The sequence below is a fragment of the Enterobacter cloacae complex sp. I3 genome (assembly GCF_014896175.1).
Classification (GTDB): domain Bacteria; phylum Pseudomonadota; class Gammaproteobacteria; order Enterobacterales; family Enterobacteriaceae; genus Enterobacter; species Enterobacter bugandensis.
This window is the reverse complement of the sequence record NZ_JADBQZ010000006.1, coordinates 42,427-56,931: the sequence shown is the minus strand read 5'-3', so window position 1 is coordinate 56,931 and position 14,505 is coordinate 42,427. Positions and strand designations below refer to the sequence as shown.

Sequence of the window (14,505 nt, the reverse complement as noted above, 5' to 3'; positions counted from 1 at the left end):
CCAAAAAAAAGCACAAAAAAGGGGCCTTCAGGGCCCCTTAGTCACACGATGACGCGATTAGAACTGGTAAACCAGACCCAGCGCGACGATATCATCAGTGCCGATACCGGCCTGACGGGTGAACTCATTTTCATCAACCAGGTTGATTTTGTAATCCACGTAGGTGGACATGTTTTTGTTGAAGTAGTAAGTCGCACCCACATCAACATATTTCAGCAGATCCTGATCGCCGTAACCTTCGATGTCTTTACCTTTGGACTGCAGGTAAGCCACGGATGGACGCAGGCCGAAATCGAACTGGTACTGAGCAACCACTTCGAAGTTCTGCGCTTTGTTAGCAAAACCGTAAGCGGTAGTCGGGCTGCTGCCGTTAGAGGTACCGAAGCGGGTTGCGTTGTAGGTCTGAGAGTACTGCGCAGCCAGGTAGATGTTGTTGGCATCGTATTTCAGGCCGCCAGAATAGACTTCTGCGTGATCGCCGTTACCGTAAACGCCCGGTGCGTTCTGGTCAGCGGTACGTTTGGAGGAGGACATCGCACCACCCACGCTGAAGCCTTCGCCCAGGTTATAGGTTACGGATGCACCGTAGCCGTCGCCGTTCTGTTTCAGCAGGCTGCGTCCACCGACGTTTTCGCCGCTTACGCTACCGTTTTTACCCTGATACTGCAGCGCAAAGTTCAGGCCATCCACCAAACCAAAGAAGTCCTGGTTACGATAGGTCGCCACGCCGTTAGCACGAGACTGCAGGAAGTTGTCTGAGCCGTAGGTATCGCCGCCAAATTCTGGCAGAACGTCAGTCCAGGAAGTTACGTCGTAGATCACGCCGTAGTTACGACCGTAATCGAAAGAGCCCGCTTCAGCGAATTTCAGACCAGCAAACGCCACACGCGTCCAGGACTGGTTGTCGCTTTCAGTCGTGTTGCCCTGGATCTGGTATTCCCACTGGCCGTAACCGGTCAGCTGATCGTTAACCTGAGTTTCGCCTTTGAAGCCAAGACGCATGTAGGTCTGGTCGCCGTCAGCACTCTTGTCGTCAGAGAAATAGTGCAGACCATCAACTTTGCCGTACAGATCTAATTTGTTGCCATCTTTATTATAAATTTCGGCCGCATTTGCTGCGCCTGCTACCAGCAGTGCTGGTACCAGGAGGGACAGTACTTTAACTTTCATTTTATTAACCCTCTGTTATATGCCTTATAATTGCCACTGCTTACTGGTTAACCCTCATTAACCAGTCGGCAAATTCATTCTCCGCAAAATTACAGAATAATCCAATGCGAATATGATACGAAAACTTTGAAGATGTTTCATTTATCCATCAACATGTTTCAAAATGTAAATGAAAAGGAACTTTTACAAAGCACAAAAAGCTTAGAAATTTAGCACTTATAATCAAAACGAAAAATAACCCAATACATATCAAAGAGTTAAAATAAAAAACGTTACCGCACTGAATGACAAAACAAGATCGACTCCAGTCTCTAAAATAACTCTCGCTATCATCATTAACTTTATTTATTACCGTCATTCAGCTTTGAATGTCTGTTTATCCCTAATTCAACCGGATGCATCGCATTCGGTTTTTTTTACCCTTCTTTACGTAACTTTTCCTTTTTTGTGCTACCGCCGCGTAATTGTAACGACTATTAACTAAATTCACGCTCGCCCCTGTGCATAACGGGAAAATTCTCTCAAAACTCAATTTCTTGTTAATTCGTGCTATTTTCTGACGAAATGCATTTTTTATTTGTACATGCATTATGTACTTGTACACATTTAAGGCGTACTTTTTCTCTCGCATGGGTCATCGAAAAAGTCGCTTGTTCAAGGACAGTGGCGCTGGAATTTCAGTTATTACCCTTTATACTGCCCTATCGCCACAGAGCACGACCATCACGGGTTAAAGATATCAATGAGTCAGACTGAAACTACCGCCCAAAGCAAATTCTCCCTTCTGCCCGGGAGCATCACCCGTTTCTTTCTTCTTTTGATCGTGGTGCTGTTAGTCACAATGGGCGTGATGGTGCAGAGCGCGGTTAACGCCTGGCTGAAGGATAAGAGCTATCAGGTGGTGGATATTACCCACGCCGTACACAAGCGCATTGATACCTGGCGCTACGCCACCTGGCAGATTTACGACAACATTGCGGCAGCGCCTGCCAGCTCATCCGGAGATGGACTTCAGGAGACGCGGCTGAAGCAGGATGTCTACTATCTCGAAAAACCGCAGCGTAAGACTGAAGCACTTATCTTTGGCTCTCACGACAGCGCGACCCTTGAGATGACGCAGCGTATTTCGACCTACCTGGATACCCTCTGGGGCGCCGAAACGGTGCCGTGGTCGATGTACTATCTGAACGGTCAGGACAACAGCATGATCCTGATCTCGACGCTGCCGTTGAAAGATCTCTCTTCCGGATTTAAAGAGACGACGGTCGGCAGCATTGTCGACTCCCGCCGGGCAGAAATGCTGCAGCAGGCCAACGCCCTTGATGAACGTGAGAGCTTCTCATCGCTGCGCCGGCTGGCCTGGCAGAATGGTCACTATTTTACCCTGCGTACCACCTTTAACCAGCCGGGTCATCTGGCGACGGTCGTGGCCTTCGATTTACCCATTAATGATTTGATCCCGCCGGATATGCCGCTCGACAGCTTCCGTCTGGAGCCGGACAGCAGCACCCAGAACATGCGTGCGGCGTCCGACAAAGAGGCCGCAGAGAGCGTCACCATCTCCTTTAACGGCTCGAAAATTGAAATTGCCTCGTCGCTGAACTCAACCGGCATGCGTCTGGTGTGGCAGGTACCGTTCGGCACGCTGCTGCTTGATACCCTGCAAAATATTCTGCTGCCGCTGCTGCTGAATATTGGTCTGCTGGCGCTGGCCCTGTTTGGCTACAGCACCTTCCGCTTCCAGCCGGGACGCCAGAGCGACTCGTCTGCGGTCTCCGCAGGCAACACCAACGAGCTGCGCGTATTGCGCGCGCTCAATGAAGAGATTGTCTCCGTGCTGCCGCTAGGGGTGTTAGTTCACGATCAGGAATCGAATCGCACGGTGATGAGCAATAAAATTGCTGACCATCTGCTGCCGCACCTTAACCTGCAGAACATCACCACTATGGCGGATCAGCACCAGGGGGTTATTCAGGCCACCATTAACAATGAACTGTACGAGATCCGTCAGTTCCGCAGCCAGGTGGCACCGCGTACGCAAATCTTCATCATTCGCGATCAGGATCGCGAAGTGCTGGTGAATAAAAAGCTCAAGCAGGCGCAAAGGCTGTATGAGAAGAACCAACAGGGGCGCGCGGCATTCATGCAGAATATTGGCGATGCCTTCAAGGAGCCGTTAAAAACGCTGGCGACCCAGGCGGCAGCGTTAAACACGTCTGAAAGCCACCAGCTCGCCTGCCAGGCCGACTCGCTGGTCCGCATGGTGGATGAGATCCAGCTGGCAAATATGCTGGAGAATGATTTCTGGAAAGGCACCCCTTCTCTCTTCTCCATTCAGGATCTGATCGATGAAGTGGTTCCCGAAGTCCTGCCCGTAATTAAGCGTAAAGGGCTGCAGCTGCTGATCAACAACCATTTACCCGCCAATGACGAACGTCACGGCGACCGCGAGGCGCTGCGTCGTATTCTGCTGATGATTATTCAGTACGCCGTGACCACCACGCAAATCGGCAAGATCACCCTGGAAGTGAGCACCGACGAGTCGGCGGAAGATCGCCTGACGTTCCGCATTCTGGACACCGGGGAAGGCGTGACGGCGAGTGAAATTGATAATCTGCACTTCCCGTTCCTGAATGACACGCAAAGCGATCATTACGGCAAGGCTAACGCCCTGACCTTCTGGCTGTGCGATCAGCTGGCGCGTAAGCTCGGCGGCCATCTGAATATCAAGGCCCGTGAATCGCTCGGCACCCGTTACTCTCTGCACGTGAAAATGGCCGCCAATCCGCAGGAAGAAGATGAAGAACGCCTGCTGGATGACGTCGTGGTGATGGTGGATGTAACCTCAAACGAGATCCGCAATATTGTGGTTCGTCAGCTCGAAAACTGGGGCGCGGCCTGCATCACGCCGGATGAAAGGCTGGCAAGTCAAGAATTTGATCTGTTTTTAACTGATAATCCGTCTAATCTTACTGCCTCGGGCTTGCTTTTAAGCGATGATGAGTCACGCGTGCGGAAAATCGGCCCTGGCCAGCTGCGCGTCAACTTTAATATAAGCAATGCGATGCAGGAAGCTGTACTACAACTAATAGAAGAGCAGCTGGCGCAGGAAGAGATAACGGAATCCCCGTTAGGCGGTAATGAAAATGCCGAGCTTCACGCCAGCGGATACTATTCCCTCTTTGTTGATACAGTACCAGATGATGTGAAGCGGTTGTATACTGAGTCCGCTGCGAATGATTTTGCAGCGCTGGCACAGACAGCACACCGGCTTAAAGGGGTGTTTGCCATGCTTAATCTGGTTCCCGGCAAGCAGTTATGTGAAACGCTGGAACATCTAATTCGTGAGAAAGATGCCTCTGGCATTGAAAAATACATCAGCGACATTGACGCCTACGTCAAAAGCTTGCTGTAGCAAGGTAGCCTTATACATGAACAATATGAACGTAATTATTGCCGATGACCATCCGATTGTACTGTTCGGTATTCGCAAATCACTTGAACAGATCGAGTGGGTGAATGTAGTCGGTGAATTTGAAGACTCTACAGCACTGATCAATAACCTCCCAAAGCTTGATGCGCACGTGCTCATTACCGATCTCTCTATGCCTGGAGACAAATACGGTGATGGGATAACGCTCATCAAATATATTAAACGTCACTTCCCGGACATCTCGATTATTGTTCTGACCATGAACAACAACCCGGCGATCCTGAGCGCCGTGCTGGATCTGGATATCGAAGGGATTGTGCTGAAGCAAGGCGCCCCGACCGATCTGCCAAAAGCGTTGGCTGCGCTGCAGAAAGGCAAGAAGTTCACGCCTGAGAGCGTCTCTCGTCTGCTGGAAAAAATCAGCGCGGGTGGCTACGGTGACAAACGCCTGTCGCCGAAAGAGAGCGAAGTTCTGCGCCTGTTCGCCGAAGGTTTCCTGGTGACCGAGATTGCCAAGAAGCTGAACCGCAGCATTAAAACCATCAGCAGCCAGAAAAAATCAGCAATGATGAAGCTGGGCGTGGACAACGATATTGCCCTGCTGAACTATCTCTCCTCCGTTACGCTGAGCGCATCGGATAAGGATTGATCCCCCACTGTAAATGCCGGATGGCGCTCACGCTTACCCGGCCTACAGAACCCGTAGGCCCGCGCAAGCGCAGCGCCGCCGGGCAAATAAAAAAGGCCCTTACGGGCCTTTTTTATATTCTGGTTTTTCTCACGCGATCCGCATAAACAGACAGCGTTTGTTTGAGCACGTCCAGCGTCACCGGTTTCGACAGGCAGCTGTCCATGCCCGACTCCAGACAGCGCTGTTTCTCTTCCGCCAGCGCGTTCGCCGTTACGCCCACGACCGGCAGCGTCAGGCCAAGCTGTCGGATGCGCTGCGTCAGCCGGTAGCCGTCCATGTTAGGCATGTTGACGTCGCTCAGCACGATATCAATATGATTTTTACTCAGCACATTCAGCGCATCCACGCCGTCATTGGCGGTTTTGCACTGATAGCCCAGCGATCCGAGCTGGTCAGCCAGCAGGCGGCGGTTAATCGGATGGTCATCCACCACCAGAATCATCATATCGTCATTCACTGACGCCAGACCTTCCGGTGACGGCAGCGCGACTGCACCGTCGTTCTCTTCCAGCTCGACTTTATAGATACGGGCCAGCAGGCTCAACAGCTCATGCGGCGTTGCGACGCTGTGCACCCATTCCCCCGGCGCACGTTCAACCGGTATGCCAATGTGGCGACGGCAGAAGAGCACCGTTCCTCTCCCCTGCCACGGCTGTTCCGGCATCTCGTCGGCGATGAGCACATCGTCCACGTCCGGCGTCTGGCCTTCATAGCGGCAGACCCTCACGCCGCTATGGGCGAGCAGCGCCGTCAGATAGTCATTCAGCGAGGCATTATTGACCGCCAGCCAGCAGCGCTTATCGTTCAGCCCGTCAACCGTGGCTTTTGCCGGATACTGCGCGGAATAGAGCGGAATGCGGATGGTGAACTGGCTGCCCATGCCGGGCTCAGTATCCACGGAAATGTCACCGTCCATCATGCTGACGAGCTTCTCGCAAATCGCCAGCCCCAGACCGGTGCCCTGGAAGTTACGCTGCACGCCGGTGCCGACCTGGAAGAACGGATCGAACAGACGTACCACCTCCTTGGCCGGTATGCCCACCCCCGTGTCGCGCACGCGGATGCTGAGGTAATCTCCCGCCCGGCAGACGTGTAGCACAATGCAGCCGATATCGGTGAATTTGATGGCATTGCTGAGCAGGTTAGAGATGACCTGCTGCAGGCGCATCGGGTCGCCGTGCAGCGTCAGCGGCACGTCCGGTTCAATGAAGCAGTAGAGCCCCAGCTGTTTACGCACCACCAGCGGCAGATAGTTGGCGCTGATGTGGTTCATGACCTCACGCGGCGAAAACTCGCGCGGCTCAATTTTCAGCTGCTCAGACTCAATTTTAGAGAAGTCGAGAATATCGCTGATGATCTTCAGCAGCAGGCTGGAGGAGTTGTTCATCGCCGTTACCAGCCGGTCGACGCCTTTCGGCAATTCCTTCGTCTGCAGCAGATCGAGGTTACCGATAATCCCGTACAGCGGCGTACGTAGCTCGTGACTGACGGTAGCCAGGAACATGGATTTCGACTGGCTGGCCTGCTCCGCGGCCTGCGCCATCTCCTGCAGCGACTCTTCCATCTTCACGCGCGCGGAGACATCCACCAGCACGCAAATCGCTACGTTTTCATTGCGATAGCGGGAATGAACAAAGCTGATCTGCAGGTTAGTGTGGGTGCTGGTGAGCACGTCGACAAAGTTCACCTGCTGGCCGCAGATGATTTGCGTCAGCCTTTGCCGGTCCTCGTGCGTCAGCATGTTCAGGTAGTTGTGCGCCAGCTCGTTACTCAGGATGTTGGTCCCGTCCTGGGTACGAAGAATGCAGATCCCCACCGGAGCCGAGGCGACAATCTTGCGGTTGAACTGCTCGTGCTCCTCCAGACGCTGGGCGTCACTTTCGGCGGGAATAAAGATTCTCCGCTCATACATGCGCGCCAGCGTAAACAGCGCCCCGCCCACCAGCAGGTTCAGCAGGATCGCATTCATAATAAGAATGCGTATCCGCTCAAGGACCATATCCACCGGCAGCGAGTAAACAATGCTCAGCGACGATGGCGGCAGGCTTTTTTTCAGCACCAGCTCGCGGAAGCCGGAGGTGTAGCCAAACCATGAGCGTTCCTGCATCCAGTGCGGATCGACGTTCAAACTTTTATCCGGCCCGGCGAGTGAGATCAGCTGATGCCCGTTTTCATCCAGAATGGTCACGCCCATCGGCAGGCTGCCCGGCGTGAAGAAGTTTTCCATGCGGATGGTCTGCTCAATCCCCAACAGCGCCTGCAGACGATTGCCCAGGTAGACCGGCGTCAGCGCGTAGAAATAGCCCACGCCCATGCGCGGCCCCTGGCTAATCCAAAAAATGTTGTTCCCGCGCTCGTCCTGCGGCGCATTGCGATATTTCACAATACGCTCGTGCAGGCTTTTCAGCGCATCATCGCGCTCGACGGGCACATCGCGCAGGCCAAAGTCAGCCATGCAGAGGTTTTCACTGCCAATCAGGAATACGCGGTTAAGGTCGTAGGCGGCGGAGAAGTTGTCGCGCCAGTAGCGCATAAACCAGGCGAGAGATTCCAGCGACCCGCGCCAGGTGCTGCTCATGGTGGAGCAATCAGAGTCCGGGAACAGCGGCTGGAAGTCCGGCACTTCGGTTTTGTCATTGCGCCCGCGCAGGGCAAGGATACCGTTTTCTGCCGTCAGCCGATTTTCGGCAATATACTTCAGCTCCTTCATCACGTCAGACGTTCGCTGAATGTAGCGCTGGGCCTGATCGGAGCTTAAATTAAACTCCTGGCGGATCTCCGCTTCTTTCTGGTTCAGCGCATTGACGATGTAAAACACCGACAGCAAGGCCACCAGCAGCCAAAGCAGGAGCGCCAGCGCCCGGAACAGATAGCGAGAAACTTTCAGCGTGGTACGAAAGGAGACGAGGTATTTCAAAGGGGCGAGGCTCCGCCGTCGGGGTCAAAAGAATGTGGTTAAGGTAGCGGTAAACGCGGCTTGTCGCAACGTTCACGTATCTGCATCTGCAAAAGAAAAGGGCCGGAATCCGGCCCTTTATGCGTCAGAAGAGATTACTCGTCAGCGTCATCCGCTGCGTCGTCGTCGCTCTCTGCTTCCGGTGCGATTTCATCATCACCTTCCGCGACGCTGCCGTCGATGGAATCGAGCTCTTCGTCGTCCACCGGCTCAGCAACGCGTTGCAGACCGACCACGTTTTCATCTTCCGCCGTACGGATGAGGATAACGCCCTGGGTGTTACGGCCCACCACGCTGATCTCGGATACACGCGTACGCACCAGCGTACCGGCATCGGTGATCATCATAATCTGGTCGGCATCGTCCACCTGCACCGCGCCCACAACAGAACCGTTGCGCTCGGTAACCTTGATGGAGATAACGCCCTGCGTGCCGCGTGACTTGGTCGGGTATTCGCTTTCCGCCGTACGTTTACCGTAGCCGTTCTGGGTGACGGTCAGGATTGCGCCTTCGCCACGTGGAACGATCAGGGAAACAACGGAGTCTTCACCCGCCAGCTTAATACCGCGCACGCCGGTCGCCGTACGACCCATTGCGCGCACGGCGTTCTCTTTGAAGCGCACCACTTTACCGGCCGCAGAGAACAGCATCACTTCATCAGAACCGGAGGTCAGATCCACACCGATCAGCTCGTCGCCTTCGTTCAGGTTTACCGCAATAATACCGGCAGAACGCGGACGGCTGAACTCGGTCAGCGCGGTTTTCTTCACGGTACCGCTGGCGGTCGCCATAAAGACGTTCACGCCCTCTTCGTACTCGCGTACCGGCAGGATGGCGGTGATACGTTCGTTCGCTTCCAGCGGCAGCAGGTTGACGATTGGACGACCGCGCGCACCGCGGCTCGCTTCCGGCAGCTGATAGACCTTCATCCAGTACAGACGGCCACGGCTGGAGAAGCAGAGGATCGTGTCGTGGGTGTTGGCCACCAGCAGACGGTCAATGAAGTCTTCTTCTTTAATACGTGCCGCAGATTTACCTTTGCCGCCACGACGCTGTGCTTCGTAGTCGGTCAGAGGCTGATACTTCACGTAGCCCTGGTGAGACAGGGTCACTACCACGTCTTCGCGGTTGATCAGATCTTCAATGTTGATATCAGAGCTGTTGGCGGTGATTTCGGTGCGGCGCTCGTCGCCGAACTGATCGCGGACCAGCTCAAGCTCTTCGCGGATCACTTCCATCAGGCGCTCGGCGCTACCCAGGATGTGCAGCAGCTCAGCAATTTGCTCCAGCAGCTCTTTATACTCGTCGAGCAGTTTTTCATGCTCAAGGCCGGTCAGCTTCTGCAGGCGCAGATCCAGAATCGCCTGGGCCTGCTGTTCAGTCAGGTAGTACTGACCGTCACGCACGCCGAATTCAGGCTCGAGCCACTCAGGACGCGCGGCGTCGTCGCCCGCACGTTCCAGCATCGCCGCCACGTTGCCCAGATCCCACGGACGCGCAACCAGCGACGCTTTCGCTTCTGCCGGCGTCGGCGCACGGCGGATCAGCTCGATGATCGGGTCGATGTTCGCCAGCGCAACGGCCAGTGCTTCAAGGATATGAGCGCGATCGCGCGCTTTGCGCAGTTCGAAGATGGTACGACGGGTCACCACTTCGCGGCGGTGACGCACGAACGCGCTCAGGATCTCTTTCAGGTTCATGATCTTCGGCTGACCATGGTGCAGCGCAACCATGTTGATACCGAAGGAGACCTGAAGCTGAGTCTGGGAGTACAGGTTGTTCAGCACAACCTCACCCACCGCGTCGCGCTTGATTTCAATCACGATGCGCATACCGTCTTTGTCAGACTCGTCACGCAGCGCGCTGATGCCTTCAACGCGTTTCTCTTTTACCAGCTCGGCGATTTTTTCAATCAGACGCGCTTTGTTCACCTGATACGGGATCTCGTGAACAATGATAGTTTCACGGCCGGTTTTGGCGTCCGCTTCCACTTCGGCGCGGGCACGGATGTAAATCTTGCCACGACCGGTGCGGTACGCTTCTTCAATGCCGCGACGACCGTTGATGATCGCCGCCGTCGGGAAGTCCGGGCCCGGGATGTGTTCCATCAGCCCTTCAATGCTGATGTCTTCATCGTCGATATAGGCCAGGCAGCCGTTGATCACTTCCGTGATGTTGTGCGGCGGAATGTTGGTCGCCATACCCACGGCGATACCGGACGAGCCGTTCACCAGCAGGTTAGGGATCTTCGTTGGCATAACGTCAGGAATTTTTTCCGTGCCGTCGTAGTTATCAACGAAATCAACCGTCTCTTTTTCCAGGTCGGCCATCAGCTCATGGGCAATCTTCGCCAGACGGATTTCCGTATAACGCATTGCCGCGGCGGAGTCGCCGTCGATAGAACCAAAGTTACCCTGACCATCTACCAGCATGTAACGCAGCGAGAACGGCTGCGCCATACGGACAATGGTGTCGTACACCGCGGAATCACCATGGGGATGGTATTTACCGATTACGTCACCAACGACACGGGCAGATTTTTTGTAGGCTTTATTCCAGTCATTGCCCAATACGTTCATGGCGTATAGTACGCGACGGTGTACCGGCTTCAGGCCATCGCGGACGTCCGGCAGCGCACGGCCAACAATGACCGACATCGCATAGTCCAGATAGGAGCTTTTCAGCTCTTCCTCGATGTTAACCGGTGTAATTTCTCTCGCAAGGTCGCTCATCTAACCGCTATCCCTCTACTGTATCCCGGATTCAAAGGTCGCAAATTATAACACAGCCGCGGTGATACAGGTAAACCTATACGCTTTATTCACAGGGATTGCCTGATATACTCATTTGTCTTGCTAAATAAGGAGTAAAAGCGCCCATGAATGCCGAAAAATCCCCGGTGGCTCACAACGTTGACCACGAAGAGATTGCCAAATTTGAAGCGGTGGCGTCCCGCTGGTGGGATCTCGAAGGTGAGTTCAAACCGCTGCATCGTATTAACCCGCTGCGTCTGGGCTATATCGCGGAGCGTTCCGGCGGTCTGTTCGGTAAGAAAGTGCTCGACGTCGGCTGCGGCGGCGGCATCCTGGCGGAGAGCATGGCGCGCGAAGGGGCCACCGTCACCGGCCTGGACATGGGCTTCGAGCCTCTACAGGTTGCCCGTCTTCATGCGCTGGAGTCCGGTATACAGGTGGAATATGTGCAGGAAACCGTGGAAGAGCACGCGGCAAAACATGCCCACCAGTATGATGTGGTGACCTGCATGGAGATGCTGGAGCACGTTCCGGATCCGCAGTCGGTGGTAAACGCCTGTGCAAAACTGGTGAAGCCGGGCGGCCAGGTCTTCTTCTCGACAATCAACCGCAACGGAAAAGCCTGGCTGATGGCCGTGGTCGGCGCAGAATATGTGCTGCGCATGGTGCCGAAAGGGACGCACGACGTGAAGAAGTTTATCAAGCCTGCCGAACTGCTGGGCTGGGTTGACCAGACGTGGCTTAAGGAGCAGCACATCACGGGTCTGCACTACAACCCGCTAACGGATAAATTCAAACTTGCCCCGGGCGTTGATGTTAACTATATGTTGCATACAACCGCCAAAAACGACTAACGTCATCCGTTATTCTTATAATGATTGCGCGACATCATGTTGCGCAATTCTGACCTCCCGTTGAAGAAATCAGCACTCGATCAAATTTTGAATTTTTTTTCTAAATTATTGACATCTCTTCCAGGCCTTACGGTACGAGGACTTACGCTTTTTTACCCTTTCACAACCTCAATTTAACCTCAAAATCAACCCTTGTGCTGAAAAGATTCGATACTAGAATACTCACCATATAGCGTTTTTCTTATCGCAAACCCCCTATATGTAGTATTTATCCACAGAGTTAGTCACAAGACGGATCTGTGGATAAGCGGGGGATATTTTTTATTTCACGGACAGGTAAAACCCACATGAATCAGAGTCTGCTGGTGACAAAGCGCGACGGTACTACCGAGCGTATCAATCTGGACAAAATCCATCGAGTTCTCGACTGGGCAGCAGAAGGACTGAATAACGTATCTATATCCCAGGTTGAACTGCGTTCTCACATTCAGTTCTACGACGGCATCAAAACGTCTGATATCCACGAAACCATTATCAAAGCAGCGGCAGATCTGATCTCCCGCGACGCACCGGATTATCAGTACCTCGCTGCGCGTCTGGCGATTTTCCACCTGCGTAAGAAAGCCTACGGCCAGTTCGAGCCGCCGAAGCTTTACGATCACGTGGTGAAAATGGTTGAGCTGGGCAAATACGACACGCATCTGCTGGAAGACTATACGGAAGAAGAGTTCGAGCAGATGAACGGGTTTATCGATCACTGGCGCGACATGAACTTCTCCTACGCGGCGGTGAAGCAGCTCGAAGGCAAATACCTGGTTCAGAACCGTGTGACTGGTGAGATCTACGAAAGCGCCCAGTTCCTCTATATTCTGGTGGCTGCCTGCCTGTTCTCAAACTACCCGCGCGACACCCGTCTGGACTACGTGAAGCGTTTCTACGATGCGGTATCGACGTTCAAAATTTCTCTGCCAACGCCGATCATGTCTGGCGTGCGCACTCCTACCCGTCAGTTCAGCTCCTGCGTACTGATCGAGTGTGGTGACAGCCTGGATTCCATCAACGCCACCTCCAGCGCCATCGTGAAATACGTCTCGCAGCGTGCCGGTATCGGCATCAACGCCGGTCGCATCCGCGCGCTGGGCAGCCCGATTCGCGGCGGTGAAGCGTTCCACACCGGCTGTATCCCGTTCTATAAGCACTTCCAGACGGCGGTAAAATCCTGCTCTCAGGGCGGCGTGCGCGGCGGCGCAGCGACCCTGTTCTACCCAATGTGGCATCTGGAAGTGGAAAGCCTGCTGGTACTGAAAAACAACCGCGGCGTGGAAGGCAACCGCGTGCGTCACATGGACTACGGCGTGCAGATCAACAAGCTGATGTACACCCGTCTGCTGAAAGGGGAAGACATCACCCTGTTCAGCCCGTCCGACGTCCCGGGCCTGTACGACGCGTTCTTCGCCGATCAGGACGAGTTCGAGCGTCTGTACACCAAATATGAAAAAGACGACAGCATCCGTAAACAGCGCCTGAAGGCGGTAGACCTGTTCTCCCTGATGATGCAGGAGCGCGCCTCTACCGGCCGTATCTACATCCAGAACGTTGACCACTGCAACACCCACAGCCCGTTTGATCCGGCGGTTGCGCCAGTGCGCCAGTCTAACCTGTGCCTGGAGATCGCCCTGCCAACCAAACCGCTGGAAGACGTGAACGACGAAAACGGCGAAATCGCCCTGTGTACGCTCTCCGCGTTCAACCTGGGTGCGATTAAGAGCCTGGACGAGCTGGAAGAGCTGGCCGTGCTGGCGGTACGTGCGCTGGATGCCCTGCTGGACTACCAGGATTACCCAATCCCGGCCGCTAAACGCGGCGCAATGGGCCGTCGTACCCTGGGTATCGGCGTGATCAACTTCGCCTACTGGCTGGCGAAAAACGGCAAGCGTTACTCCGACGGCAGCGCTAACAACCTGACGCACCAGACGTTCGAAGCGATTCAGTACTACCTGATGAAAGCCTCTAACGAGCTGGCGAAAGAGCAAGGCGCGTGCCCGTGGTTCAACGAAACCACCTATGCAAAAGGCATTCTGCCGATCGACACCTATAAGAAAGACCTGGATGCGATCGTCAGCGAGCCGCTGCACCTGGACTGGGAAGGCCTGCGCGAGTCCATCAAAACGCACGGCCTGCGTAACTCCACGCTCTCTGCCCTGATGCCGTCCGAGACCTCTTCGCAGATCTCCAACGCCACCAACGGTATTGAGCCACCGCGCGGCCACGTCAGCATTAAAGCGTCGAAAGACGGCGTGCTGCGTCAGGTGGTGCCGGATTACGAAACGCTGGGCAACAACTACGAACTGCTGTGGGAGATGCCAAACAACGACGGCTACCTGCAGCTGGTGGGTATCATGCAGAAGTTTATCGACCAGTCGATCTCTGCCAATACTAACTACGACCCGACGCGCTTCCCGTCCGGCAAGGTACCAATGCAGCAGCTGTTGAAAGACCTGCTGACCGCCTACAAATTTGGCGTGAAAACGCTGTACTATCACAACACCCGTGACGGTGCAGAAGACGCGCAGGACGACCTGGTACCGTCAATTCAGGACGATGGCTGCGAAAGCGGCGCATGTAAGATCTAATGAAGGGCGGGGATA

At 54.4% G+C, this 14,505-nt stretch carries 7 protein-coding genes; 4 read left to right on the top strand and 3 right to left on the bottom strand.

Going from position 1 to position 14,505, the window contains the following annotated elements:
• Nucleotides 1-57: 57 nt before the first annotated feature.
• A complete protein-coding gene (locus IM271_RS05920) occupies nucleotides 58-1,170 on the bottom strand; it encodes a porin OmpC (protein ID WP_028013899.1) in 1,113 nt (370 codons plus the stop codon).
• Nucleotides 1,171-1,912: 742 nt separating this feature from the next.
• Here IM271_RS05920 and rcsD point away from each other — a divergent pair.
• Together rcsD and rcsB are read left to right on the top strand one after the other, a co-directional pair.
• Nucleotides 1,913-4,585 (top strand): phosphotransferase RcsD, encoded by a 2,673-nt coding sequence (gene rcsD / locus IM271_RS05915; RefSeq protein ID WP_193052310.1) that lies wholly within the window; start codon nucleotides 1,913-1,915, stop codon nucleotides 4,583-4,585.
• A 16-nt stretch (nucleotides 4,586-4,601) separates the two neighbouring features.
• Nucleotides 4,602-5,252 (top strand): response regulator transcription factor RcsB, encoded by a 651-nt coding sequence (rcsB, locus tag IM271_RS05910; protein WP_006176468.1) that lies wholly within the window; start codon nucleotides 4,602-4,604, stop codon nucleotides 5,250-5,252.
• Between the two features lie 112 nt (nucleotides 5,253-5,364).
• Here the strand turns inward: rcsB and rcsC are convergent, their stop codons facing one another.
• On the bottom strand, nucleotides 5,365-8,211 hold the full coding sequence (gene rcsC, locus IM271_RS05905; protein WP_047367976.1) for a two-component system sensor histidine kinase RcsC: 2,847 nt from the start codon (nucleotides 8,209-8,211) through the stop codon (nucleotides 5,365-5,367).
• A 134-nt stretch (nucleotides 8,212-8,345) separates the two neighbouring features.
• Nucleotides 8,346-10,982, bottom strand: a complete 2,637-nt coding sequence (gyrA, locus tag IM271_RS05900) for a DNA topoisomerase (ATP-hydrolyzing) subunit A (protein ID WP_028013903.1) — start codon at nucleotides 10,980-10,982, stop codon at nucleotides 8,346-8,348.
• A 146-nt stretch (nucleotides 10,983-11,128) separates the two neighbouring features.
• Between gyrA and ubiG the strand changes: the two genes are divergently transcribed.
• Both ubiG and nrdA read left to right on the top strand, forming a co-directional pair.
• Nucleotides 11,129-11,857: a bifunctional 2-polyprenyl-6-hydroxyphenol methylase/3-demethylubiquinol 3-O-methyltransferase UbiG gene (gene ubiG, locus IM271_RS05895; protein WP_020690665.1), complete on the top strand. Its 729-nt coding sequence runs from the start codon at nucleotides 11,129-11,131 to the stop codon at nucleotides 11,855-11,857.
• Nucleotides 11,858-12,204: 347 nt separating this feature from the next.
• Entirely contained in the window at nucleotides 12,205-14,490 is a 2,286-nt protein-coding gene (gene nrdA / locus IM271_RS05890) for a class 1a ribonucleoside-diphosphate reductase subunit alpha (protein WP_028013905.1), read from the top strand.
• Nucleotides 14,491-14,505 lie beyond the last annotated feature (15 nt).

What these genes read in the sequence shown, in the direction of transcription:
- IM271_RS05920 (WP_028013899.1), bottom strand. Translation starts at nt 1,170, where the DNA reads ATGAAAGTTAAAGTACTGTCCCTCCTGGTACCAGCACTGCTGGTAGCA.
- rcsD (WP_193052310.1), top strand. Translation starts at nt 1,913, where the DNA reads ATGAGTCAGACTGAAACTACCGCCCAAAGCAAATTCTCCCTTCTGCCC.
- rcsB (WP_006176468.1), top strand. Translation starts at nt 4,602, where the DNA reads ATGAACAATATGAACGTAATTATTGCCGATGACCATCCGATTGTACTG.
- gyrA (WP_028013903.1), bottom strand. Translation starts at nt 10,982, where the DNA reads ATGAGCGACCTTGCGAGAGAAATTACACCGGTTAACATCGAGGAAGAG.
- ubiG (WP_020690665.1), top strand. Translation starts at nt 11,129, where the DNA reads ATGAATGCCGAAAAATCCCCGGTGGCTCACAACGTTGACCACGAAGAG.
- nrdA (WP_028013905.1), top strand. Translation starts at nt 12,205, where the DNA reads ATGAATCAGAGTCTGCTGGTGACAAAGCGCGACGGTACTACCGAGCGT.